We start from the raw sequence: 24772 nt of genomic DNA on the forward strand, positions 1-24772 counted from the left end.
GACCGTAGGCTCGAAGGGGAGCACCATGGCCACCAAGCCCCCGACCGGTGACCCGGTCCAGGACGCGCCGCAGATCGACGCGGTCCAGCACGCCGCCGCCGGACTGCCGGCCGTCGCCCACACCCTGCGCATCGCCCAGCAGCAGATGGGCGTGCGACGCACCGCGCAGACCCTCCTCAAGGTCAACCAGAAGAACGGCTTCGACTGCCCCGGCTGCGCCTGGCCCGAGGGCGACAAGCGCCACGCCGCCGAATTCTGCGAGAACGGCGCCAAGGCCGTCGCCGAGGAAGCGACCCTGCGCCGCGTCACCCCCGACTTCTTCGCCGCCCACCCCGTCACCGACCTGGCCACCCGCAGCGGCTACTGGCTCGGCCAGCAGGGACGCATCACACAACCCGTGTACCTGCCCGACGGCGCCGACCGGTACGAGCCCGTGACCTGGGACCGCGCCTTCGAGATCATCGCCGAGGAGCTGACCGCGCTCTCCTCCCCCGACGAGGCCCTCTTCTACACCTCCGGCCGCACCAGCAACGAGGCCGCGTTCCTCCTCCAGCTCTTCGCCCGCGAGTACGGCACCAACAACCTGCCCGACTGCTCCAACATGTGCCACGAGTCGTCCGGCTCCGCCCTCACCGAAACCATCGGGATCGGCAAGGGCAGCGTCAGCCTCGAAGACCTCCACCAGGCCGACCTGATCATCGTCGCCGGACAGAACCCCGGCACCAACCACCCCCGGATGCTCTCGGCCCTCGAACAGGCCAAGACCGCAGGAGCGAAGATCATCTCGGTGAACCCGCTGCCCGAAGCCGGCCTGGAACGGTTCAAGAACCCCCAGACCGCCCGCGGCATGCTCAAGGGCACCGCCCTCACCGACCTCTTCCTCCAGATCCGCCTCGGCGGCGACCAGGCACTCTTCCGCCTCCTCAACAAAATGATCATCGAGGCCGACGGAGCCGTCGACACCACCTTCATCGCCGAACACACCCACGGCTACGAGGAATTCGCCCAAGCCGCCCGCGCCGCCGACTGGGACGAGACCCTCACCGCCACCGGCCTCGACCGCGACACCATCGAGCAGGCGCTCACCATGATCCTCGCGTCGGAACGCACCATCGTCTGCTGGGCCATGGGCCTCACCCAGCACAAACACTCCGTGCCGACCATCCGCGAAGTGGTCAACCTCCTCCTCCTCCGCGGCAACATCGGCCGCCCCGGCGCAGGCGTCTGCCCCGTCCGCGGCCACTCCAACGTCCAGGGCGACCGCACCATGGGCATCTTCGAACGACCCTCCACCGCCTTCCTCGACGCCCTCGACCAGGAATTCGGCATCACCTCGCCACGCCACCACGGCTACGACGTCGTACGCGCCATCCAGGCTCTCCGCGACGGCGACGCCAAAGTCTTCTTCGCCATGGGCGGCAACTTCGTCGGCGCCACCCCCGACACCGCCGTCACCGAAGCAGCCATGCGCCGGGCCCGGCTCACCGTCCACGTCTCGACCAAACTCAACCGCTCCCACGCCGTCACCGGCACCCGCGCCCTGATCCTGCCCACCCTCGGCCGCACCGACAAGGACATCCAGGCCGGACAGAAGCAGTTCGTCACCGTCGAGGACTCCATGGGCCTGGTCCACTCCTCACGCGGCAACCTCACCCCCGCGAGCCCCCACCTGCTCTCCGAACCCGCGATCGTCGCCCGCCTGGCCCGCGCCACCCTCGGCCCCTCCTCCACCACCCCCTGGGAGGACTTCGAGAAGGACTACGGCACCATCCGCGACCGCATCTCCCGCGTCATCCCGGGCTTCGAGGACTTCAACACCCGCGTCGCACGCCCCGGCGGCTTCAGCCTCCCCCACGCACCCCGTGACGAACGCCGCTTCCCCACCACCACGGGCAAGGCCAACTTCACCGCCGCGCCCGTCGAATACCCCGAAGTCCCCGAAGGCCGGCTGCTCCTGCAGACCCTGCGCTCCCACGACCAGTACAACACCACCATCTACGGCCTCGACGACCGCTACCGCGGCATCAAGGGCGGCCGCCGCATCGTCATGGTCAACCCCGAGGACGCCCACACCCTCGGCCTCGCCGACGGCTCCTACACCGACCTCGTCAGCGAGTGGAAGGACGGCGTCGAACGCCGCGCCCCCGGCTTCCGCGTGGTCCACTACCCCACCGCCCGCGGCTGCGCCGCCGCGTACTACCCGGAGACGAACGTACTCGTCCCCCTCGACGCCACCGCGGACACCAGCAACACCCCGACCAGCAAATCCGTCGTCGTCCGGTTCGAGACCACCTGAGCCCCCACACACCCCTACCAGGGCGCGTTCCGAAAGTCCCGCCTGTCCGGCGACGCCCTCCGGGCGCACGGCGCCACTTTCCGAAACACCCCTAAGCGCACGCTCAGCCGTCTGATAAGAACAGTGCACACCAACGACCGCACACGATCGGAGCCGGACCCCATGGGCGAGCACACCGCACCCACGTTCCCCCAGGAGATCATCGACGAGTACGCGACACTCGGCGTCGACCTCCCGGCACTCTTCTCCGCGGGACACCTCGGCGAGCGCATGGGCGTCACCGTCGTCGAAGCCTCCGCCGAACGCGTCGTGGGCACCATGCCCGTCGAAGGCAACACCCAGCCCTACGGACTGCTCCACGGCGGCGCCTCGGCCGTCCTCGCCGAGACCCTCGGCTCCGTCGGCAGCATGCTCCACGGCGGCACCACCAAGGTCGCCGTCGGCGTCGACCTGAACTGCACCCATCACCGCGGCGTCCGCAGCGGCCTCGTCACGGGCGTCGCCACCCCCGTCCACCGCGGCCGCTCCACCGCCACCTACGAGATCGTCATCACCGACGAACAGGACAAGCGGGTCTGCACCGCCCGCCTCACCTGCCTGCTCCGCGACGCACCCGGCCCCGCCGCCGGCTGACCACCCCGCAACCCCCGCACCCCACTGCCCGGCCCGGAACGCGCACCGCATTCCGGACCGGGCAGACCCATATCCGGGTGATTTCCGGGAAGTTGCCGAACACTCACGGTCAACACCCTTGCCCCGCATCCCCACTCCATGACCCACTTCAACAGCCACGCCGCCCCGTGGCGCCCTAAACGCATTCCGCAGATGTAACACTGCGTAACATGTGTGCAATACACGAAAAACGTCGCACACCCCGGCCCCCCACACCCGGCCGAGCTCCCCCGCACCCCCTCGCGCCCCGATTCACGCGACAGCACCAAGATCACCCCAAGCCCCTTAGCAGAGCTGCACGTTCTCACCATGCGGTCACTTCGGCACCCGATGAAAAGCCGTAGATGTCCACACAGTGACCACCAAGCCTTCCCCATGGCATAACAAGACAGTCACATCATCAGCGGACCCGTCCCAGACCCCCCCACCTGCCCTTAGAGTCACGGCCAGTCACCGCGCCGCCGGGCGCCTCTGCTGCACGGCCCTGTACCGCCCAGTACAGCCCGGCGTAGTCACGGCACCTCATGCAGAGGAGGCCGCGCCAGGGAAAGGACCTTTCGTGCGACACCGTTCTTTGATCATCCTCACCACAGTGCTCACCACCGGTGCACTCACCCTCACCGCCTGCGGGTCGCGCGACGACAACAGCAAGGACAACAGCGACAGCGGCAGCAAGACCACCGTCGTCATCGGCGTCGACGCCCCGCTGACCGGATCCCTCTCCGCACTCGGCCAGGGCATCAAGAACTCCGTGGACCTCGCGGCCAAGACCGCGAACAAGAACAACGAGGTCCCCGGCATCGAATTCAAGATCGAAGGCCTCGACGACCAGGCCGTCCCCGCCTCAGGACAGGCCAACGCCACCAAACTCGTCGGCAACCCGGAAGTCCTCGGAGCCGTCGGCCCCCTGAACTCCGGCGTCGCCCAGTCCATGCAGGGCGTCTTCGAGAAGGCAGACCTCACCCAGATCTCCCCCGCCAACACCAACCCCGCCCTCAGCCAGGGCGACAACTGGGGCAAGGGCGAGTCCAAGCGCGTCTTCAAGACGTACTTCCGCACCTGCGCCACCGACGTCGTCCAGGGCAAGTTCGCCGCCCAGTACCTGTACAACGACGCCAAGAAGAAGAAGGTCTACGTCGTCGACGACAAGCAGACCTACGGCGCCGGCCTCGCCGCGATCTTCTCCGCGGAATTCAAGCGCCTCGGCGGCAAGGTCGTCGGCACCGACCACGTCACCGTCAAGGAGACCGACTTCTCCAGCACCGCCGACAAGGTCAAGAGCTCCGGCGCCGACTCCGTCTACTACGGCGGCCAGTACCCCGAGGGCGGCCTCCTCTCCGACCAGATCAAGAAGACCGGCGCCAAGATCCCCACCATGGGCGGCGACGGCATCTACGACCCGGCCTTCATCAGCGCCTCCGGTGAAGCCAACGACGGCGACTTCGCCACCTCCGTCGGCTACCCCGTCGAGGCCCTCCCGACCGCCAAGCAGTTCATCGCGGACTACAACGCCGGCGGCTACAAGGACCCCTTCGCGGCATACGGCGGCTACTCCTACGACGCCGGATGGGCCATCATCCAGGCCGTCAAGGCCGTCGTCGCCGAGAACGACGGCAAGCTCCCCGAGGACGCCCGCGCCAAGGTCACCGAGGCCATGGCCAAGGTCTCCTTCGACGGCGTGACCGGCAAGGTCTCCTTCGACGAGTTCGGCGACACCACCAACAAGCAGCTCACCGTCTACGAAGTCCAGAAGGGTGCCTGGAAGGACGTCAAGAGCGCCACGTTCGAAGACTGACCACCCAGCACACCCACAGCACACGCTCCTGACCGCGCGAGGGCGCACACAGCGCCCTCGCGCGGTGTCATATCCGACAAGCTCATCGGAGGCACTGCGGTGAACGAACTGCCGCAACAGCTGGCCAACGGCCTCGCACTCGGCGCGCTCTATGGCCTCATAGCCATCGGGTACACCATGGTGTACGGCATCGTCCAGCTCATCAATTTCGCCCACGGCGAGATCTTCATGATCGGGGGCTTCGGCGCCCTCACCACCTACCTGGCACTGCCCAGCGGAACCTCGCTCATGGTGGTCATACCCCTCATGATCATCGGGGGCGCCATCGCCTCCGTCGCCGTAGCCACAGCGGCAGAACGCTTCGCCTACCGCCCCCTGCGCGGCGCACCCCGCCTTGCCCCGCTCATCACCGCGATCGGCCTCTCGATCGTCCTCCAGCAGCTTGTCTGGGGCTTCTACCCCGACGCGAAGAAACCGCGCAGCTTCCCGGAGTTCCAGGGCGAGTCGTTCAAGATCTTCGACAACCTCTACCTCCAGCGCGCCGACGCCTTCATCCTCGTCCTCGCCCCCCTCTGCATGCTCGCCCTCGGCATGTTCGTCGCCAAGAGCCGCAGCGGCCGCGCCATGCAGGCCACCGCACAGGACCCCGACACAGCCAAGCTCATGGGCATCAACACCGACCGCATCATCGTGATGGCCTTCGCCATCGGAGCCGCGTTCGCCGCCGTCGCAGCCGTCGCCTACGGACTCGACAAGGGCCAGATCAACTTCGAGATGGGCTTCCTCCTCGGACTCAAAGCCTTCACCGCCGCAGTACTCGGCGGCATCGGCAACATCTACGGCGCCATGGTCGGCGGAGTCGTCCTCGGCCTCGCCGAAGCCCTCTCCATCGCCTACATCGAAGAGATACCCGGCATGCAACAGCTCGGCGGCGGCGCCTGGGCCAACGTCTGGGCATTCGTACTTCTCATCGTCGTCCTCCTCGTCAGGCCACAAGGCCTGCTCGGCGAGCGCGTCGCGGATCGGGCGTGAGAGCCATGACAACCGACACCACCAAAACCGCGGCCGCCACCCCGGCCACCACCGGCTCCCGCACCACCACCCTGCGATGGGCCACCGCCCTCGGCGGCACCGCCACCATCGCCAGCACCTTCCTGTCCTGGACCTACACCGACGAATTCCCCGGCGACCTCACCGTCTACGGCTACCCCGGCGGCCTCCAGGTCCTCACCCTCGTCGCAGGCGCCCTCGTACTCCTGTACGCACTCGCCGCCCTCAACATCCGCGGCCTCCGCTGGCTCGCACCCACCGGCACCACCAAAGCCCTCCAGTTCCTGGCCCTCGGCGCCTTCGGCACCACCTGGTTCACCGTCATCGCCATCGCCGTCGAACTCGGCGGCGTCGTCAACCTGGAACCCGGCGGCTTCGTCGCAGCAGTCACCTCCGCCATCCCCCTCGCCGCATTCCTCCTCCCCGACGACACCCGCAAGGCCACCCGACCCAAGGAACTCCCCTCCTGGGCCGAAATCCTCATCATCGTCGCCGCCTTCGGCACCGGCCTCCTCGTCGTCACCTACGGCATCGACACCGAATACGCCGAACTCTTCACCGGCTACATGATCACCGCCGGCTTCGCCGTCACCGCCCTGTTCAAATCCGGCATCATGGCCCGGCTCTCGGCACTCACCACCACACACCGCTCCATCGCCGTGGCCGCCGCATTCGTCGCCGCCGCAGCATTCCCCTTCACCCAGAGCACCGACCAGTTCACCCTCATCGCGGTCAACATCCTCATCTTCGCGACCGTCGCACTCGGACTGAACATCGTCGTCGGCCTCGCCGGACTCCTCGACCTCGGATACGTCGCCTTCCTCGGCGTCGGCGCCTACACCGCCGCCCTCGTCTCAGGCACCACCGCATCCGCCTTCGACGTCCAATTCCCCTTCTGGGCCTCCGTCCTCACCGGCGCAGCCGTCTCCCTCATCTTCGGCGTCGTCATCGGAGCACCCACCCTCCGCCTCCGCGGCGACTACCTCGCCATCGTCACCCTCGGATTCGGCGAAATCTTCCGCATCACCGTCGGCAACCTCGACGGCGTATCCGGCCCCCAGATCACCAACGGCCCCAACGGCGTACCCAACATCCCCGACCTCGTCTTCTTCGGATACGACTTCGGCGAATCCCACACCGTCCTCGGCATCGAACTCGGCGGATACGCCAACTACTACCTGCTCATGCTGCTCGCGATGATCCTCGTGGTCCTCGTCTTCAGCCGCGCAGGCAGCTCCCGCATCGGCCGCGCCTGGGTCGCCATCCGCGAGGACGAGACCGCCGCCACCGCCATGGGCATCAACGGCTTCCGCGTCAAACTCATCGCCTTCGCACTCGGCGCCACCCTCGCCGGACTCGCCGGCACCGTCCAGGCCCACGTCCAGAGCACCGTCGTCCCCGAGATGTACGTCTTCGCCGGCCCCGTCCCGCCCAACTCCGCCTTCCTCCTCGCCGCCGTCATCCTCGGCGGCATGGGAACGATCAGCGGACCCCTGATCGGCGCCACACTCCTCTACATGATCCCCGCGAAGCTGCAGTTCCTCCAGGACTACCAGCTCCTCGGCTTCGGCCTCGCACTCATCCTGCTGATGCGCTTCCGCCCCGAAGGCCTCATCGCCAACCGGCGGGCCCAGCTCGAATACCACGAGACCGACCAACTCGACACACCCGAGGGCACCCTGCCCGAATCCGGCGTCGGCACCGTGAAGGCGGGGGCGTGAACAACATGACGACCACCACCGAAACCACCACGCCGGTCCTGGACGCGAGCGGCGTCACCATGCGCTTCGGCGGCCTCACCGCCGTACGCGACGTCGACCTCAAGGTCAACGCCGGCGAGATCGTCGGCCTCATCGGCCCCAACGGCGCGGGCAAGACCACCTTCTTCAACTGCCTCACCGGCCTCTACGTCCCCACCGAGGGCAAGGTCCGCTACAAGGGCACCGTCCTCCCGCCCAAGCCCCACCTCGTCACCCAGGCGGGCATCGCCCGAACCTTCCAGAACATCCGGCTCTTCGCCAACATGACCGTCCTGGAAAACGTCCTCGTCGGACGCCACACCAGGACCAAGGAAGGCCTCTGGTCCGCACTCCTGCGCGGCCCCGGGTTCAAGAGGGCCGAAGCCGCCTCCCACGCACGCGCCATGGAACTCCTCGAGTTCATCGGCCTGCAGGACAAGGCCGACCACCTCGCACGCAACCTCCCCTACGGAGACCAGCGCAAGCTGGAGATCGCGCGCGCCCTCGCCAGCGACCCCGGCCTCCTCCTCCTGGACGAGCCCACCGCCGGCATGAACCCGCAGGAAACCCGCGTCACCGAAGAACTCATCTTCGCCATCCGCGACATGGGCATCGCCGTCCTCGTCATCGAGCACGACATGCGCTTCATCTTCAACCTCTGCGACCGCGTCGCCTGCCTCGTCCAGGGCGAGAAGCTCGTCGAAGGCACACCCGCCGTCGTCCAGGGCGACGAACGCGTCGTCGCCGCCTACCTCGGCACCCCCTTCGAAGGGGACTCCCCCGAGAAGGCGGACATTCCCGCACCCGCCGAGGCCGAAACCCCTGGGGCGGACAAGGCGAAGCGCACCACCAGCACAGAAGGGGAAGGCCAGTGACCGCACTGCTCGAGGTCGAAGACCTCAGGGTCGCCTACGGCAAGATCGAAGCCGTCAAGGGAATCTCCTTCAGCGTCGAAGCCGGCCAGGTCGTCACCCTCATCGGCACCAACGGTGCGGGCAAGACCACCACCCTGCGCACCCTCTCCGGCCTCCTCAAGCCCTCCGGCGGCCGAATCCTCTTCGACGGGAAGCCCCTCACCGGCATCCCCGCCCACAAGATCGTGGCACTGGGCCTCGCCCACTCCCCCGAGGGACGCCACATCTTCCCCCGCCTCACCATCGCGGAGAACCTCCAGCTCGGCGCCTTCCTCCGCACCGACAAGGCAGGCATCGAGAAGGACGTCCAGCGCGCCTACGACCTCTTCCCCATCCTCGGGGAACGCCGGAAGCAGGCCGCCGGAACCCTCTCCGGAGGCGAGCAGCAAATGCTCGCCATGGGACGCGCACTCATGTCCCAGCCCAAGCTGCTCATGCTCGACGAACCCTCCATGGGCCTCTCGCCGATCATGATGCAGAAGATCATGGAGACCATCGTCGAACTCAAGGCGTCGGGCACCACGATCCTGCTCGTCGAGCAGAACGCCCAGGCAGCCCTCTCCCTCGCGGACCAGGGCCACGTCATGGAGGTCGGCAAGGTCGTCCTCTCCGGCACCGGCGCCGACCTGCTCCACGACGAGTCGGTCCGCAAGGCCTACCTCGGCGAGGACTGAGCACCCCACACAACGAGAAGGGCCCGCCCCCCCGGGGCGGGCCCTTCTCGTACGTCCGTACCGGCTACTCGGCCGCCTTCTTCTTCTCCTCGGCGTCCTCGATCAACGCCTCCGCCAGCTGCTGCATCGACATCCGGCGATCCATCGACGTCTTCTGGATCCAGCGGAACGCCGCCGGCTCGGACAACCCGTAGTCCGTCTGCAGAATGCTCTTCGCCCGGTCCACCAGCTTCCGGGTCTCCAGCCGCTGCGAAAGATCCGCGATCTCGTCTTCCAACGCCTTCAGCTCCGCGAACCGGGACACGGCCATCTCGATGGCCGGGACCACGTCGCTCTTACTGAATGGCTTCACGAGGTACGCCATCGCCCCGGCGTCCCTCGCCCGCTCGACCAGATCCCGCTGCGAGAACGCCGTCAGCATCAGGACCGGGGCGATGGACTCCTCGGTGATCTTCTCGGCGGCGGAGATACCGTCGAGCACCGGCATCTTCACATCGAGGATCACGAGATCCGGGCGGTGCTCCCGAGCCAGCTCGACGGCCCGCTGCCCGTCCCCGGCCTCGCCGACGACCGAGTAGCCCTCTTCCTCCAGCATCTCTTTGAGGTCGAGGCGGATGAGCGCCTCGTCCTCGGCGATGACGACGCGGGTCGTCAGCGGCGGGACGTGCGACTTGTCGTCGTCGGCGGCGTCTACGGGCTGGGGCGACTCGGGGGTGGTCACGGGGCTCCTTGGTCAAGACAGGGGTGCAGCTCCCAAGAGCCTACCTAGTTACGGTATGTTTGAGGCACGGAGGGTCTTCCGAGTCCTTCGTTTCGAAGGAGCCCCGGTAGCCCAGCGGCAGAGGCGATGGATTCAAAACCCATACAGCGTCGGTTCGAATCCGACTCGGGGCACTTCTCCTTCTTTTCCAAGGTTGATCAGCCAATTGGCGATCTTCATTCTTGCCAGTGAACGCGCCTTCGAATCTGACACAGACGGACGGACGTCGCACGAGACTCCGTCGCATGGAACAGCACAATCCATCGTTACGTGACGAAGCGCTCACGCTCTTGCGGAGCGGGATCACCAATCGAGCGGCCGCAGAACTCCTCAGCGTGCCTCGTGGAACGATCGGCTGGTGGCTGCACGAGGACCGTAAAAGACGTGGCGTGCCGTACGCGCAGCCCGCAGACTGCCCGGTCTGCACCGGCCGGGACGTTGACCGCGTCGCCTACGCGTACCTTCTCGGCCTCTATCTGGGCGACGGCCACATCACTTCGAAGCCCAAGCAGCACCACTTGTCGATCTTCTGTGACGAGACCTGGCCCGGGCTGGTCGATGAGGCGGAGTCGGCAATGCGCAGGGTGATGACCATGCCACGTACCGGGCGACGCCATAAAGGCGGCTGCGTCGAAGTGAAGTCCTACGGCAAGCACTGGACATGCGTCTTCCCTCAGCATGGCCCGGGTAAGAAGCACGAACGTCCGATCGTCCTCCAAGTCTGGCAACAGGAGATCGTCGACGCGCACCCATGGGAATTCGTCCGCGGACTCGTCCACTCCGACGGTTGCCGGAGCATGAATTGGACGACCCGCATGGTCGGCGGCATCCGCAAACGGTACGAGTACCCGCGGTACTGGTTCACGAACGTCTCCGACGACATCCGGCAGCTCTACACCGACACTCTGGACAGTCTCGGCATCGAGTGGACGCACTGCACCCGTGCAGGCAGGAAGTACAACATCTCCGTAGCCCGACGGGCGTCCGTGGCACTCATGGACGCTCACGTCGGGCCGAAGTACTGACGACCGTTACCTACTTCGGGCTGTCGTCCTCGCCGATGTGGTGCACGCGCACCAGGTTCGTGGAGCCGGCGACTCCGGGCGGGGAGCCGGCCGTGATGACCACGATGTCGCCCTTCTGGCAGCGGCCGATCCGCAGCAGTTCCTCGTCCACCTGCGCCACCATCGCGTCCGTCGACTCCACGTGCGGCCCCAGGAACGTCTCCACACCCCACGTCAGGTTCAGCTGCGCGCGGGTGGCCTTGTCCGGGGTGAAGGCGAGGAGCGGGATCGGGGAGCGGTAGCGGGAGAGGCGCTTGACCGTGTCGCCGCTCTGGGTGAAGGCCACCAGGAACTTCGCGCCGAGGAAGTCGCCCATCTCGGCTGCCGCGCGGGCGACCGCGCCGCCCCGGGTGCGGGGCTTGTTGCGGTCGGTGAGGGGCGGGAGCCCTTTGGCGAGGATGTCCTCCTCGGCCGCCTCGACGATGCGGGCCATCGTGCGGACCGTCTCGACGGGGTACTTGCCGACGCTGGTCTCGCCGGAGAGCATCACCGCGTCCGTGCCGTCGATGACGGCGTTGGCGACGTCGGAGGCTTCGGCGCGGGTGGGCCGGGAGTTGTCGATCATCGAGTCGAGCATCTGGGTGGCGACGATGACCGGCTTGGCGTTGCGCTTGGCGAGCTTGATCGCGCGCTTCTGGACGATCGGGACCTGCTCCAGGGGCATTTCGACGCCGAGGTCGCCGCGGGCGACCATGATGCCGTCGAAGGCGGCGACGATGTCGTCGATGTTGTCGACGGCCTGAGGCTTCTCGACCTTGGCGATGACGGGGAGGCGGCGGTCCTCCTCGTCCATGATGCGGTGGACGTCGTCGATGTCGCGTCCGGTGCGTACGAAGGAGAGGGCGATGACGTCGGCGCCGGTGCGCAGGGCCCAGCGGAGGTCTTCGATGTCCTTCTCGGAGAGTGCGGGGACGGAGACGGCGACGCCGGGGAGGTTGAGTCCCTTGTGGTCGGAGACCATGCCGCCTTCGATGACGGTGGTGTGGACGCGGGGTCCGTCGACTGCGGTGACTTCGAGGGTGACGCGGCCGTCGTCGATGAGGATGCGTTCGCCTGCGGTGACGTCGGCGGCGAGGCCGTCGTAGGTGGTGCCGCAGGTGGTGCGGTCGCCTTCCATGGGTTCGACGGTGATGGTGAAGTCGTCGCCGCGTTCAAGGAGTACGGGGCCTTCGGCGAAGCGGCCGAGGCGGATCTTCGGGCCTTGAAGGTCGGCGAGGATTCCTACGCTGCGGCCGGTTTCTTCGGATGCTTTGCGTACGCGGTGGTAGCGCTCTTCGTGTTCGGCGTAGGTGCCGTGGCTGAGGTTGAAGCGGGCGATGTCCATTCCCGCTTCGACGAGTGCCTTGATCTGGTCGTATGTGTCGGTTGCGGGTCCCAGAGTACAAACGATTTTCGCTCGGCGCATGGTTCGAGCCTAGACCTTACCTGCGGGTAGGTATTTGTCTGCGCATGACTGCTCAACGGCCTTTGAGTGAAGGGTTGTTGCTGACTGTTGAATTGTGCGGAGGGGTGCTCCGATGAGCGTGCGCCGGCCGCGCAGGTGGGCTGTGCGGTGATTGTCGGTCACCAGATCGAAACCTGTGCGGGGTGTTGCGGGTGGGGGTGGCTGGGCCAGAATCTACGCGCGTTGTTCGCTCGAACGAGGAGTCAAGGATGCCGTTGAACCGTAGGACGTTTCTGGGCCGTTCGGCTGTCGCCGGTGCGGGTGTGGCGCTGGCGGGTGGGGTCGGTGCGGGGCCTGCGGCTGCCTCGGAGCCGGAGGCGCGGGGCCATGGGCGTCCGTCGAAGCGGTACTCGTTCACGGTGATGGGGACGACGGATCTGCACGGCAATGTCTTCAATTGGGACTACTTCACTGATCAGGAGTTCGACGACAAGGCGCACAACGACGTCGGTCTGGCGAAGATCTCGACGCTGGTGGATCAGATCCGTGAGGACCGGGGCCGCCGGAACACGCTGCTGATCGATGCGGGTGACACGATCCAGGGCACCCAGTTGTCGTACTACTACGCGAAGGTCGACCCGATCACCGCGAAGCGTGGTCCGGTGCATCCGATGGCGCAGGCGATGAACAAGATCGGTTATGACGCCGCGGCGCTCGGGAATCACGAGTTCAATTACGGCATTCCGGTTCTGCGGAAGTTCGAGGAGCAGTGTGATTTTCCGCTGCTGGGTGCGAATGCGCTGGACGCGAAGACGCTCCGGCCGGCGTTCGCCCCGTATGTGATCAAGCGGGTGCGTACGCCGTTCGGTCGTGATGTGCGGGTGGCGGTGCTGGGGTTGACGAATCCTGGTATCGCGATCTGGGACAAGGCGAATGTGGGCGGGAAGATGGTGTTCCCGGGTCTTGAGGAGCAGGCGGCGAAGTGGGTGCCGAAGCTTCGTTCGCTGGGTGCGGATGTGGTGATTGTTTCGGCGCATTCGGGTTCGTCGGGTACGTCGTCGTACGGGGATCAGTTGCCGTACGTCGAGAATGCGGCGGGTCTGGTGGCGGAGCAGGTGCCGGGGATCGATGCGATTCTGGTGGGTCACGCGCACTCGGAGATTCCTGAGTATTTCGTGACGAACAAGGAGACGGGGAAGCGGGTTGTTCTTTCGGAGCCGTTGAAGTGGGGGCAGCGGTTGACGCTGTTCGACTTCGATCTGGTGTGGGGGAAGGGTCGCTGGGTGGTCGAGAAGGTTGGTGCTTCGGTGCTGAACTCGAACACGGTGGAGGAGGATTCGCGGATCACGTCGTTGCTCGGGGCTGAGCACGAGAAGGTGGTGGCGTATGTCAATCAGGTGATCGGTACGTCGGTGGCGGCGATGTCGACGGCGGATGCTCCGTGGAAGGACGAGCCGGTCATCGATCTGATCAATCTGGTGCAGGCGGAGACGGTGAAGGCGGCGTTGGCCGGTGGGGAGTATGCGGCGTTGCCGGTGCTGTCGCAGGCGGCGTGTTTCTCGCGTACGGCGGGGATTCCTGCGGGTGAGGTGACGATCAAGGATGCGGCGGGGTTGTATCCGTTCGAGAACACGTTGGAGGCGCGGCTCCTGACGGGTGCGCAGTTGAAGGATTATCTTGAGTTCTCGGCGGCGTATTACGTGCGGACGGCTGCGGGTGTGCCGGTGGATACGTCGGAGTTGACGAATGCGGGGGGTATTCCGGATTACAACTATGATGTGGTGTCGGGTGTGACGTATGACGTCGATATCGCACAGCCGGTTGGTTCGCGGATCGTGGGGTTGTCGTTCGATGGTGCGTCGGTGGATCCGGCGGCGCAGTTCGTGTTTGCGGTGAACAATTATCGGGCGAGTGGTGGCGGTAATTTTCCGCATGTGCCGGGTGCGAAGCAGTTGTGGGCGAATTCGGATGAGATTCGGAACACGATCATCGGGTGGGTTCAGGCGAGGGGGTCGGTGGATCCGGCGGAGTTCGCTTCGGTGGGCTGGCGTCTGACGCGGGATGGTGTGCCGGTGTTCTGAGCCGGTGTTCTGAGCGGGTGTTCTGAGCGGGTGTTCTGAGCGGGTGTTCTGAGCGGGTTGTGGCAGGTGGTGGGGTGGCGGCCGTTCTCTTTCGGGAGGGCGGCCGCCTTTTGCGTGGTCAGTGGTCGGTGGTCAGTGGTCAGTGGTCAGTGGTCCTGGGTGAGGGGGGTGGGTGGGGTGCCTTGTCCGGGAATGGGGGTGGCCGGGGTGGCGGGGGCGGTGTGGGGGGTGAGGCCGAAGGTGGTGAAGGCGGTGCGCTGTGGGAGGGGGTAGGGGGTGGTGCCGGTGACGTTGTTGAGGATGGTGGCGCTGCGCCAGGCGGCGAGTCCGAGGTCGGGTGCGCCGACTCCGTGGGTGTGTCGTTCGGCGTTCTGTACGTAGATGTTGCCGGTGAGGGCGGGGTCGAGGTCGAGGCGGAAGTCGGTGTGGATGCGGGGGCGTCCTTGGGTGTCGCGGCGGATGTGGGGGGCGATGCCGGTGAGGAGGGTGTCGAGGGGGCGTTCGCGGTAGCCGGTGGCGAGGACGACGGCGTCGGTGGTGAGGCGGCTTCGGGTGGCTTGTTGGGTGTGTTCGAGGTGGAGTTCGATGCGGGTGCCGCTGCCGGAGAGGCGGCCTGCGGTGCGGACGCTGACGCCGGGGGTGAGGGTGGCGTCGGGCCAGCCTCCGTGGAGGGTGCGTCGGTAGAGCTCGTCGTGGATGGCGGCGATGGTGTCGGTGTCGATGCCTTTGTGGAGTTGCCATTGTTGGGGGACGAGGGTGTCGCGTACGTGTTCGGGGAGTGCGTGGAAGTACTGGGTGTAGTCGGGGGTGAAGTGTTCGAGGCCGAGTTTTGAGTACTCCATGGGTGCGAAGGCCTGGGTGCGGGCGAGCCAGTGGATTTTTTCGATGCCTCGGGGGCGGGCGCGGAGGAGGTCGAGGAAGATTTCGGCGCCTGACTGGCCGGAGCCGATGACGGTGATGTGGTCGGCTCGGAGGAGTTCTTCGCGGTGGTGGAGGTAGTCGGCGGAGTGGATGACGGGGATGTCGGGGGCTTCGGCGAGGGGGCGTAGGGGTTCGGGGATGAAGGGTGCGGTGCCGACGCCGAGGGCGATGTGGCGGGTGTGGGTGCGGCCGCGGGCTTCGGCTTCGCCGTCGGGGTCGAGTTGGGTGTAGTCGACTTCGAAGTGGGAGTGGTCGGCGTTCCAGTGGACGGCGTCGACCTGGTGGTTGAAGTGGATGGTGGGGAGTTGTTCGCTGACCCAGCGGCAGTAGGCGTCGTATTCGGCGCGGTGGATGTGGAATTGCTCGGCGAAGTAGAAGGGGTAGAGGCGGTCGCGGGTGCGGAGGTAGTTGAGGAAGGTCCAGGGGCTGGTGGGGTCGGCGAGGGTGGTGAGGTCGGCGAGGAAGGGGACTTGGAGGGTGGCGCCTTCGATGAGGAGGCCGGGGTGCCAGTGGAAGGCGGGGCGTTGTTCGTAGAAGGCGGTGGTGAGGGGGGTGTTGCCGGGGGTGGTGGGGATGCCGTGGGTGAGGGCGGCGAGGGAGAGGTTGAAGGGGCCGAGGCCGATGCCGATGAGGTCGTGGGTCCGGTGGCCTTCGGGGGTGGTCCGGTCGGTCATCGGGGGGTGCTGCCTTCCGTGGTGGTGCGGGTGTGGGTGTGGGTGACGAGGGTGAGGAGCTGCTGGAGGTCGTCGGGGGTGGTGTGGGGGTTGAGGAGGGTGGCTTTGAGCCAGAGGCGGTTGTCGGTTCGGGCGCGGCCGAGTACGGCGTGTCCTTGGTTGAGGAGGGTGCGGCGGATGGTGGCGACGGTGGTGTCGTCGGTGTGGGTAGGGCGGAAGAGGACGGTGCTGATGGTGGGGCGGTCGTAGAGCTCGAGGGTGGGGTTTCGTTCGATGAGGTCGGCGAGGTGGTGGGCGGTGGCGATGGTGCGGTCGATGAGGTCGGCGAGTCCGTCGCGGCCGAGTGCTTGGAGGGTGACGGCGATTTTGAGGGCGTCGGGTCGGCGGGTGGTGCGGAGGGAGCGGCCGAGGAGGTCGGGGAGGCCTGCGTCGGTGTCGTCGTCGGCGTTGAGGTAGGGGGCGTGGTGGTGGAGGGGGTGGAGGTCGTGGTGGTGGGGTACGGCGAGGATGCCGGCGGAGGCGGGTTGCCAGCCGAGTTTGTGCAGGTCGAGGGTGACGCTGTGGGCGCGGTGGAGGCTGCGGAGGGCGTGGCGGTGGGTGGGGCTGAAGAGGAGGGGGCCGCCGTAGGCGGCGTCGATGTGGAGTTCGGCGCCGTGGGTGGTGGTGAGGTCGGCGATGTCGGTGAGGGGGTCGATCTGGCCGGTGTCGGTGGTGCCTGCGGTGGCGGTGACGAGGAGGGGGCCTTGGTGGTGGGTGAGGGCGTCGTGGAGTGCGGTGGGGTTCATGACGCCGGTGGGGGCGGGGATGACGACGGGTTGGGGGAGGCCGAGGAGCCAGGCGGCGCGGGTGATGCTGTGGTGGGCGTTGGCGGCGCAGATGGTTTGTACGGGGCCGTGGCGTTCGCGGGCGAGGAGGAGGGCGAGTTGGTTGGCTTCGGTGCCGCCGGTGGTGACGAGGGCGTCGGGGTGGGGGGTCTGGGGGTAGATCTCGGCGGCGAGGGCGGTGGTGAGGGCGGTTTCGAGGGCGGAGGCGGCTGGGGCTTGGTCCCAGGAGTCCATGGAGGGGTTGAGGGCTGATGCGGCGAGGTCTGCTGCTGCGGCGAGGGCGAGGGGTGGGGTGTGGAGGTGGGCGGCGCAGTGGGGGTGTGCGGGGTCGGCGGCGCCTTCGGTGAGTGCGGTGACGAGGGTGCGGAGGGCGTGGTGGGCGCCGGTGCCGTGGTCGGGGATGAGGGGGCCGGTGGTGTGGTGGAGTTTTTCGGTGACGGTGTCGGGGCCGCCGGCGGGGAGGGGGCCGTTGCGGCGGGTGGCGCCGTCGTGGAGTGCGGCGAGGACGGTGTCGATGAGGGGGCGCAGGTGGGTGGGGCCTGCGGTGCCTCCGGCGAGGGGTGGTGGGGTGGGCATGGGGGGGTGGTCCTTCGGGTGGGCATGGGTGGTGGTGCCAGCTTGTCCGGGGTGCGGAGGGGGCGGCCGCAGAGCCCAACGATCTGAACTCGAAAGGGGTACTGCGGTTCGGTGTGGGGGTGTTGGGGGCTGCGGGGCTGGTATAAGCGTTCGTTGTTCGTACGGCTGTGCCCGGCTCCCTTCGTGAGGGGCCGGGCACGGTGGCGGTGGGTGGTGGGTGCTGGTCAGTGGGCGTTGCGTACGGCGAGGGCGCGGCGGAGGTCGTCGAGCTGGTCGGTGAGTTTGCGGCGCAGGGCGGGGGTGAGTGCGGGGTTGTGGAGGGCTTGTTCGCCGAGGTGGAGGCTGTCGGGGTCGATGGCGTGGGCGGGGAAGGCGTGGCGTCCGGCGGCTTCGGCGATGGCGGGGCCGCGGCGTGCGGCGAGGGCGATGGCGTCGGGGTAGTAGCGGGCGGTGTAGGGGTGGAGGAGTTCGCTCTGTTCGGGCTGCCAGAAGCCTTGGGCGGTGGCGGTGAAGAGGTAGTTGGACAGGGTGTCGTCGGTGAACATGGCGTGCCAGGCGGCTGCTTTGGTTTCGGGGGTGGGGAGGGCGGCGCGGCAGCGGGTGGCGCCTTCCTGGCCGGTGGCGCTGGGGTCCTTGTCGAGTTCGTGGGCGATGGCGGTCTCGTCGGTGGCGCCGAGGACGGCGAGGCGGGTGAGGATGCGCCAGCGGAGTTCGGGGTCGAGTTCGGGTCCGCCGGGGACGGTGCCTTCGCGGAGCCAGTCCTGGATGGTGTCGGGTTGGGTGGCGGCGTCGATGAAGTGGCGTACGGCGGTGAGGCGGAGGCCGGGGGCGGGGTTGCCGGGTGTGGTGGTGCCGGAACCTTGTTCCCAGTCCTTGGCGGTGAGTCCTTCGGTGCGGCGGAGGAGGTCGCGGCAGAGGGAGGTGAGGGTGGTGAGGGCGGTGGGCCTGTCCTGGGGCGGGAGGTAGCGGTCGGCGATGTGGGTGGCGGCGAAGGCGAGGACGCCTTGGACGAGGGCGGGGTCGGTTTCGTGCGGGAGGTGGGTGCGGGCGGCGGTGAGGTGGACGGTGGGGTGGAGTTCGCCGTCGCGGACCATGTCGCGGGTGGTGTTCCAGAGGAGGGCGCGGGTGAGGGGGTCGGGGATGCCGGAGAGGTGGGTGAGGGCGGTGTTCCAGGAGTCGGGGTCGAGGCGGATTTTGGCGTAGGTGAGGTCGTTGTCGTTGAGGACGACGAGGTCGGGGCGCCGGCCGGGCTGGGTGGTGGGGGCGTTGTCCTGGGGGATGTCGAGGTCGAAGCGGCGGCGCAGGGTGAGTTGTTCGGTGCCGGTCTGGGTGTCGAGGCTGTGGTCGTAGGCGCCGACGGTGATGCGGTGGGGGCGGTTGCCGGCGTGGTCGACGGTGAGGTTCCAGCTGTTGCCGGTGTTTTCGACGTGGGCGGTGAGGGTGTCGATGCCGGTGGTGCGGAGCCAGGAGGCGGCCCAGGTGTGGACGTCGCGGTCGGTGGCGGTGGTGAGGTTGTCGATGAAGTCGGCGAGGGTGGCGTTGGCGAATTTGTGCCGGGCGAAGTGGGTGTTGATGCCGGCGAGGAAGTCCTTCTCGCCGAGCCAGGCGACGAGTTGGCGTAGTGCGGAGGCGCCTTTGGCGTAGGAGATGCCGTCGAAGTTGAGGAGGGCGGAGGCGGTGTCGGGGACGGCGTCGGGGTCGGGGGCGACGGGGTGGGTGGTGGGGCGCTGGTCGGCGTCGTAGCCCCAGCCCTTTCGGGAGACGCCGAATTCGACCCAGGTGTCGGGGAATGGGGTCTGCCCTGCTCGATCGGAGTTGGGAGCTTGGGGGAGGGTGGCTTCGGTGAGGGTCTGGTAGCCCATGTATTCGGCGAAGGACTCGTTGAGCCAGATGTCGTCCCACCAGGTGAGGGTGACGAGGTCGCCGAACCACATGTGGGCCATTTCGTGGGCGATGACCATGGCGCGGGTCTGGCGTTCGGTGTCGGTGACGGCGGAGCGGTAGATGTATTCGTCGCGGAAGGTGACGAGTCCGGGGTTCTCCATGGCGCCGGCGTTGAATTCGGGGACGAACGCCTGGTCGTAGGAGTCGAAGGGGTAGGGTTCGTCGAATTTGTCGTGGTAGCGGTCGTAGCAGGCGCGGGTGATGTCGAGGATCTCGTCGGCGTCGGTGTCGAGGTGGGGGGCGAGGGAGCGTCGGCAGTGGATGCCGAAGGGGAGGCCGGCGTGGTGTGTGGTGACGGAGTGCCAGGGGCCTGCTGCGACGGCGACGAGGTAGGTGGAGATGGGTGGGGTGGGGGTGATGGTCCAGCGGCCTTCGGTGGCCTGGGTGGTGGTGCCGTTGCCGAGGACGGTCCAGCCGGTGGGTGCGGTGACGGTGAGGTCGAATACGGATTTGAGGTCGGGCTGGTCGAAGGCGGCGAAGACGCGCTGGACGTCGTTCATGAAGAGCTGGGTGTAGACGTAGGTTTCGCCGTCGGCGGGGTCGGTGAAGCGGTGCATGCCTTCGCCGGTGCGGGAGTAGCGCATGGTGGCGTCGACGGTGAGTTCGTGGGGGCCGGTGGTGAGGCGGTCCAGGGGGTAGCGGTTGCCGTCGAGGCGTTCGGGGTCCAGCGGTTGTCCGTCGAGGCTGAGGGAGCGCAGGGTTTCCGGCTTGATCTCGACGAAGGTGTCTCCGGCCGTGTGGGCGGTGAACCGGATGGCGGTTCTGGAGTCGAAGGTCTCCTGGCCTGTGGTGAGGTCGAGGTCGACCGTGTACCGGTGTACGTCGAGGAGCTGGGCGCGGGTCTGCGCTTCGTTGCGCGTCAGTACGGACATGGCGCCCATGCTGCCGTACGGGTCCGGGGCTGTGCAGTGGGTTCTCGCAGGGCTGACGGCGGGCGGTGGGGGTCGGCCGGCGGGGGTGTGCGGGTGTGTTGCGGGGGCCCAGGCCGGGGCGTCGGGCCCGCCGTGGGGTCAGGCGTCGGGTGTTGCGGTTTCCTCGGCGATGCGTTCGTGGTGGCGGATGACCTCGGCGACGATGAAGTTGAGGAGCTTCTCGGCGAAGGCGGGGTCGAGTCTGGCGCTCTCTGCGAGCTGCCGCAGTCTGGCGATCTGGCGGGCTTCGCGGGCGGGGTCGGCGGGGGGCAGGTGGTGTTCGGCCTTGAGGTGGCCTACCTGCTGGGTGGCTTTGAAACGCTCGGCGAGCATGTGGACGACTGCGGCATCGATGTTGTCGATGCTCCCGCGCAGCCGGTTCAGTTCGGCGGTGACGTACTCGTCGGTGTCGCTCGTGGTCATGGTCAGCGAGCTTAGACGCACCGGGTGTGGGGTGGGTGACGGCGGGGGCGGGCTGTCTTCTGTCGCCTCCGGCGGGTGGGGGCGTGGACCGGTGGGGTGTCGGGACGCGATGCTGTGGGGCCGTTATGGATCTCGCACACAGGAGCGTACGAGCGCGATGACTGATTTCAGCGTGGGGGACGATCACTTTCTGCTCGACGGGGAGCCGGTGCGGTTGCTGTCGGGGGCGTTGCACTACTTCCGGGTGCATGAGGCGCAGTGGGGGCACCGTCTGTCGATGATGCGGGCGATGGGGCTGACCTGTGTGGAGACGTATGTGCCGTGGAATCTTCATGAGCCGCGGCCGGGTGTGTTCCGGGATGTGGGTGCGTTGGGCCGGTTCCTGGACGCGGTGGACGGGGCGGGGCTTCGGGCGATCGTGCGTCCGGGTCCGTACATCTGTGCCGAGTGGGAGAACGGGGGTCTGCCCGCGTGGGTGACGGGGCGGTTCGGCCGGCGGGTGCGGACCCGGGACGTGGGGTACGGGGAGGCGGTGGAGCGCTGGTTCGGGGAGTTGTTGCCGCAGGTGGTGGGCCGGCAGATCACCCGGGGTGGTCCGGTGATCATGGTGCAGGCGGAGAACGAGTACGGGAGTTATGGCTCGGACCGGGTGCATCTGGAGTGGTTGGCGGGGTTGTTGCGGCAGTGTGGGGTGACGGTTCCGCTGTTCACGTCGGACGGGCCGGAGGACCACATGCTGTCGGGTGGTTCGGTGCCGGGTCTGCTCGCCACGGCGAATTTCGGTTCGGGGGCGCGGGAGGCGTTCGGGGTGCTGCGGCGTCATCGGCCGAGGGGGCCGTTGATGTGTATGGAGTTCTGGTGCGGCTGGTTCGGGCAGTGGGGTGCCGAGCCTGTGGTGCGTGATCCGGCGGAGACGGCGCGGGCGTTGCGGGAGATCCTGGAGTGCGGGGCTTCGGTGAATGTGTACATGGCTCATGGGGGGACGAGTTTCGCCGGGTGGTCGGGGGCGAACCGTTCCGGCCCGTTGCAGGATCAGGGGCTGGTGCCGACGGTGACGTCGTACGACTACGACGCGCCGATCGATGAGTACGGGCGGCCCACGGAGAAGTTCTGGGCGATGCGGGAGGTGCTGGAGGAGTACGGGCAGGGGCCGCTGCCTGCGTTGCCCGCGGAGCCGGTGGGGTTGCGCCCGGTGCGGGTGGAGTTGACGCAGGGTGCGGCGTTGCCGGATGTGCTGGAGGTGCTGGGCGATCCGGAGACGGCGGAGTGGGGAGTTCCGCCGACGTTCGAGGAGCTGGGTGTGGATCGTGGTCTGGTGCGTTACCGGGTGGGTGTGCCGGGGCCGCGGCAGGCGTATCCGTTGCGGGTCGCGGGGTTGCGGGACCGGGCGGTGGTGTACGTCGACGGGGTGCGGGCGGGGGTGCTGACGGAGGAGGAGCACACGTTGGCGGAGCCGGTGGCGGGTCCGGCCGAGGTGGAGTTGTGGGTGGAGTCGCTGGGCCGGGTCAATTACGGGCCGCGGCTGGGTGAGTCGAAGGGCATCACGGGCGGGGTGCTGCACGAGCGGCAGTTCCTGCACGGGGTGCGGGCGCGGGCGCTGCGTCTGGATGCGTTCGACGAGCCGGGGGCGGTGGCCGGGGTGCGGTTCGGGGATGCCGGGGGCGTGGGGCGTACGGGTCTGTTCCGGGGCTTCTTCGAGGTGTCCGACGTATCGGGGACCGGTCACGCGGGGCTGGAGCTCCCGGGCTGGGCACGGGGGTTCGTCTGGGTGAACGGTTTCTGCCTGGGTCGTTACTGGTCGGTGGGGCCCGGGCGGGTGCTGTACGTCCCGGGGCCGGTGCTCCGTGAGGGTGTCAACGAGGTGTGGGTGCTGGAGCTGGAGGAGGCCGGGGAGCCGTTCGTGGAGCTGGGTCCGGGGGCACCCGTCAGGACGGGTGCCCCCGGGGAGGAGCTGGGGTGATCCGGGTCAGAGGGTCGCGGCCGCCGAGGCGATGGCGGAGGCGAACGTCGAGACCTGGGTGTACACGCCGGGGTAGCCGGGCTGTGCGCAGCCCTGGCCCCAGCTGACGATGCCGACCTGGATCCAGGCTCCGGCGTTGTCCTTGCGGAACATGGGGCCGCCGGAGTCGCCCTGGCAGGTGTCCACGCCGCCGGTGCTGACGTAGCCGGCGCAGATTTCCTGGCTGGCCACGAGGTCGCTGCCGTAGGCCTGCTGGCAGGTGGCGTCGGAGACGAAGGGGACGCTGGCCTTGAGGAGGTAGCGCTGCTGGCCGCCGCCCTCGGTGGCGGCGCCCCAGCCGGCGATGGTGAAGGTGCCGGTGTCGTAGGCGGTGGTGGTGGCGATCTTCAGGGTGGGCTGGTTGATGGGCTGGGCGAGCTTGATCAGTGCCCAGTCCTTGCCGACGCCGTTGTAGCCGGGTGCCTGGAGGACCTTGGTGGAGCGGACCTTGACGGCGGAGGACGACTGGAGGTCGACGACTCCGGCGGTGGCGGTGATGGAGGTGTTGTTGCCGGATCCGCTGACGCAGTGGGCTGCGGTGAGCACGACGGTCGGGCTGTAGAGGGCGCCGCCGCAGCCCATGGAGAGCCGGACCATGAAGGGGAACTCGCCCTGGGCGGCGCGGGTTCCGCCGACGACGGGTGCGGGGGCGGCGGAGGCGTTCGACGGCTGGAGGCTGAGGGTGGCGAGGGCCACGGCGGCTATGACGGAGCATCTCTTGAGGGTGCGCAGAAGCTGCTTCACGGCTTGAGCCTGCTTTCGGGTGGGGGCCGGGGTGGGTGTTGCTGCAGGCGTGCGGGCATGCGTGTCCTGGTCAGGGGCACAGAACCGAACAATTTTTAGACATGCCCCCGACAAGAGCGATCCGATTATCGGGATGCGATCACCGCTGCCACAAGGCAGGGTTTTCAGCCAAGATCAACTACTGCCCGATGGGCCGGTTCCGCCCGGACCGGCCTCAGAGGCCGCGCGGACAGGTGGGGTGGAGGAAGGAGCGGGGCGAGGGGCAAGTCCGGCACGGCGGAGGAGGGAAGCGACGCGGAGCGTCGTCGAGTGACGACAACACCGCCGGCCCATCGGCACGCGACGCCGCCCCACCTAGCCGCGCGACCTCTAAAGTGAAGGTCCGTTGAACGTCATCGATGGGGGTCCCGACGTGAGCGACGGCAGCAACGGCGGCCCGGTCGTCCACGGGTTCCCGCACCTCGACGCGGTCCGGTCCGCGATCACCGCGCTCTACCGGAGGCTCTCCCCCGACGGTGTGCGCGCCTACTCCACGAGCCTCACCCCGGCCGACGCCGCCTTCTCCGACGTGGACGAGCTGTATCCGGGCGCCCAGCGGGTGGCCGGCGCCCTGGTGGAGCACCTGCGTCTGCCGCAGGCCCGGATCGTCGTCGGCTTCCGGCCGATGGACCACGCCGCGAGCGTCGAACTCACCGCAGGGCCGGAGTACTTCATCGAACTCAACGACCGTTTCCGTACGCACCGCAGGGACATCGGAGCCGCGCTGGCGCACGAGATCACCCATGTGCTGCTGCACCGGCTGGGCCTGGAGCTCCCCGGCACCCGCGACAACGAGATCCTCACGGACACCGTGACGGCCTATCTCGGTACGGGCTGGCTCCTGCTGGACGCCTTCCGTCAGGACGCGGTCTCCAGCCAGAAACTCGGCTATCTCACGCCCGAGGAATTCGGATACGTCCTCGCCAAGCGCGCGATGGTCTTCGGTGAGGACCCGTCCGTGTGGTTCACCAGCCCCCAGGCGTACACGGCGTACACCAAGGGCCGGGCCGAGGCGCTGCGTGACCTTCAGCGGCCGCCGCTGACGACGGCGGGGTGGGCGGGCAGGCGCCGTTACGCCAAGGACCGCCGTTACGCCGGGGACCACCCGGGCCTCGCACCCGACCCGTCCGTTCCGTACTCCTTCGAGAGCGGGGCGGACGGGCTCCGGGTCTCCTTCGCCTGCCCCACCTGCCACCAGCGCGTCCGGGTCCCGGTCCGGGGCCGGACGCGGGCCCGGTGCGGCCTGTGCCGCACCGTCCTGGAATGCGACACCTGAGGAACCGGCCCG

Annotated in this window: 18 protein-coding genes and 1 tRNA gene; 12 read left to right on the plus strand and 7 right to left on the minus strand. The window is 67.9% G+C overall.

Annotation, left to right across the window (positions count from 1 at the left end; all coding sequences use genetic code 11):
• Positions 1 to 25 precede the first annotated feature (25 nt).
• The 7 genes from ACFYQ5_RS27430 to ACFYQ5_RS27460 all read left to right on the plus strand — a co-directional run bounded on the left by ACFYQ5_RS27430 (position 26) and on the right by ACFYQ5_RS27460 (position 9140).
• On the plus strand, positions 26 to 2296 hold the full coding sequence (locus ACFYQ5_RS27430) for an FdhF/YdeP family oxidoreductase (RefSeq protein WP_389201338.1): 2271 nt from the start codon (positions 26 to 28) through the stop codon (positions 2294 to 2296).
• A gap of 162 nt (positions 2297 to 2458) precedes the next feature.
• Complete coding sequence (locus ACFYQ5_RS27435; protein ID WP_389201340.1) at positions 2459 to 2929, plus strand: PaaI family thioesterase; 471 nt, start codon at positions 2459 to 2461, stop codon at positions 2927 to 2929.
• Between the two features lie 598 nt (positions 2930 to 3527).
• Complete coding sequence (locus tag ACFYQ5_RS27440; RefSeq protein ID WP_389201342.1) at positions 3528 to 4763, plus strand: branched-chain amino acid ABC transporter substrate-binding protein; 1236 nt, start codon at positions 3528 to 3530, stop codon at positions 4761 to 4763.
• Positions 4764 to 4862: 99 nt separating this feature from the next.
• Positions 4863 to 5795, plus strand: coding sequence for a branched-chain amino acid ABC transporter permease (locus ACFYQ5_RS27445; protein WP_389201344.1), 933 nt, complete (start codon positions 4863 to 4865; stop codon positions 5793 to 5795).
• A gap of 5 nt (positions 5796 to 5800) precedes the next feature.
• Entirely contained in the window at positions 5801 to 7534 is a 1734-nt protein-coding gene (locus ACFYQ5_RS27450) for a branched-chain amino acid ABC transporter permease (protein WP_389201464.1), read from the plus strand.
• Between the two features lie 5 nt (positions 7535 to 7539).
• Positions 7540 to 8427, plus strand: a complete 888-nt coding sequence (locus ACFYQ5_RS27455; protein ID WP_389201466.1) for an ABC transporter ATP-binding protein — start codon at positions 7540 to 7542, stop codon at positions 8425 to 8427.
• Positions 8424 to 9140: an ABC transporter ATP-binding protein gene (locus ACFYQ5_RS27460; RefSeq protein ID WP_389201346.1), complete on the plus strand. Its 717-nt coding sequence runs from the start codon at positions 8424 to 8426 to the stop codon at positions 9138 to 9140. Before ACFYQ5_RS27455 ends, ACFYQ5_RS27460 begins: the two co-directional genes overlap by 4 nt.
• 64 nt (positions 9141 to 9204) lie before the next feature.
• On the opposite strand, the gene ACFYQ5_RS27465 is transcribed toward ACFYQ5_RS27460, so the two are convergent.
• Positions 9205 to 9861 carry a response regulator gene (locus tag ACFYQ5_RS27465; RefSeq protein WP_359466249.1) on the minus strand — a complete coding sequence of 219 codons (657 nt, stop codon included), beginning with the start codon at positions 9859 to 9861 and terminating at the stop codon, positions 9205 to 9207.
• A gap of 100 nt (positions 9862 to 9961) precedes the next feature.
• On the opposite strand from ACFYQ5_RS27465, the gene ACFYQ5_RS27470 reads away from it, so the two are divergent.
• Positions 9962 to 10034 (plus strand) — tRNA-Leu (locus ACFYQ5_RS27470).
• 111 nt (positions 10035 to 10145) lie between these two features.
• Positions 10146 to 10925 carry a helix-turn-helix domain-containing protein gene (locus ACFYQ5_RS27475; protein ID WP_389201349.1) on the plus strand — a complete coding sequence of 260 codons (780 nt, stop codon included), beginning with the start codon at positions 10146 to 10148 and terminating at the stop codon, positions 10923 to 10925.
• A gap of 10 nt (positions 10926 to 10935) precedes the next feature.
• Here the strand turns inward: ACFYQ5_RS27475 and pyk are convergent, their stop codons facing one another.
• Entirely contained in the window at positions 10936 to 12369 is a 1434-nt protein-coding gene (gene pyk / locus ACFYQ5_RS27480; protein WP_389201352.1) for a pyruvate kinase, read from the minus strand.
• A gap of 248 nt (positions 12370 to 12617) precedes the next feature.
• Here pyk and ACFYQ5_RS27485 point away from each other — a divergent pair, with 248 nt between their 5' ends.
• Entirely contained in the window at positions 12618 to 14429 is a 1812-nt protein-coding gene (locus ACFYQ5_RS27485) for a bifunctional metallophosphatase/5'-nucleotidase (RefSeq protein WP_389201353.1), read from the plus strand.
• Positions 14430 to 14575: 146 nt separating this feature from the next.
• Here ACFYQ5_RS27485 and ACFYQ5_RS27490 read toward each other — a convergent pair whose 3' ends face one another.
• From ACFYQ5_RS27490 to ACFYQ5_RS27505, 4 genes are all read right to left on the minus strand, one after another.
• Complete coding sequence (locus ACFYQ5_RS27490; RefSeq protein ID WP_389201355.1) at positions 14576 to 16024, minus strand: lysine N(6)-hydroxylase/L-ornithine N(5)-oxygenase family protein; 1449 nt, start codon at positions 16022 to 16024, stop codon at positions 14576 to 14578.
• Positions 16021 to 17424 (minus strand): pyridoxal phosphate-dependent decarboxylase family protein, encoded by a 1404-nt coding sequence (locus ACFYQ5_RS27495; protein ID WP_389201357.1) that lies wholly within the window; start codon positions 17422 to 17424, stop codon positions 16021 to 16023. The genes ACFYQ5_RS27490 and ACFYQ5_RS27495 overlap by 4 nt, the downstream gene beginning before the upstream one ends.
• 224 nt (positions 17425 to 17648) lie before the next feature.
• Positions 17649 to 20240, minus strand: a complete 2592-nt coding sequence (gene pepN / locus ACFYQ5_RS27500; protein ID WP_389201359.1) for an aminopeptidase N — start codon at positions 20238 to 20240, stop codon at positions 17649 to 17651.
• Between the two features lie 138 nt (positions 20241 to 20378).
• The gene (locus ACFYQ5_RS27505; RefSeq protein WP_389201361.1) at positions 20379 to 20702 is read right to left on the minus strand and encodes a chorismate mutase; all 324 of its coding nucleotides are present in this window, start codon (positions 20700 to 20702) and stop codon (positions 20379 to 20381) included.
• A gap of 157 nt (positions 20703 to 20859) precedes the next feature.
• On the opposite strand from ACFYQ5_RS27505, the gene ACFYQ5_RS27510 reads away from it, so the two are divergent.
• Positions 20860 to 22662 carry a beta-galactosidase family protein gene (locus tag ACFYQ5_RS27510; protein WP_389201362.1) on the plus strand — a complete coding sequence of 601 codons (1803 nt, stop codon included), beginning with the start codon at positions 20860 to 20862 and terminating at the stop codon, positions 22660 to 22662.
• A gap of 6 nt (positions 22663 to 22668) precedes the next feature.
• On the opposite strand, the gene ACFYQ5_RS27515 is transcribed toward ACFYQ5_RS27510, so the two are convergent.
• A complete protein-coding gene (locus ACFYQ5_RS27515; RefSeq protein ID WP_389201364.1) occupies positions 22669 to 23445 on the minus strand; it encodes a S1 family peptidase in 777 nt (258 codons plus the stop codon).
• A gap of 412 nt (positions 23446 to 23857) precedes the next feature.
• On the opposite strand from ACFYQ5_RS27515, the gene ACFYQ5_RS27520 reads away from it, so the two are divergent.
• The gene (locus ACFYQ5_RS27520; protein ID WP_389201365.1) at positions 23858 to 24760 is read left to right on the plus strand and encodes a hypothetical protein; all 903 of its coding nucleotides are present in this window, start codon (positions 23858 to 23860) and stop codon (positions 24758 to 24760) included.
• Positions 24761 to 24772: the final 12 nt, after the last annotated feature.

Source organism: Streptomyces sp. NPDC005794 (assembly GCF_042871445.1).
Taxonomy (GTDB): domain Bacteria; phylum Actinomycetota; class Actinomycetes; order Streptomycetales; family Streptomycetaceae; genus Streptomyces.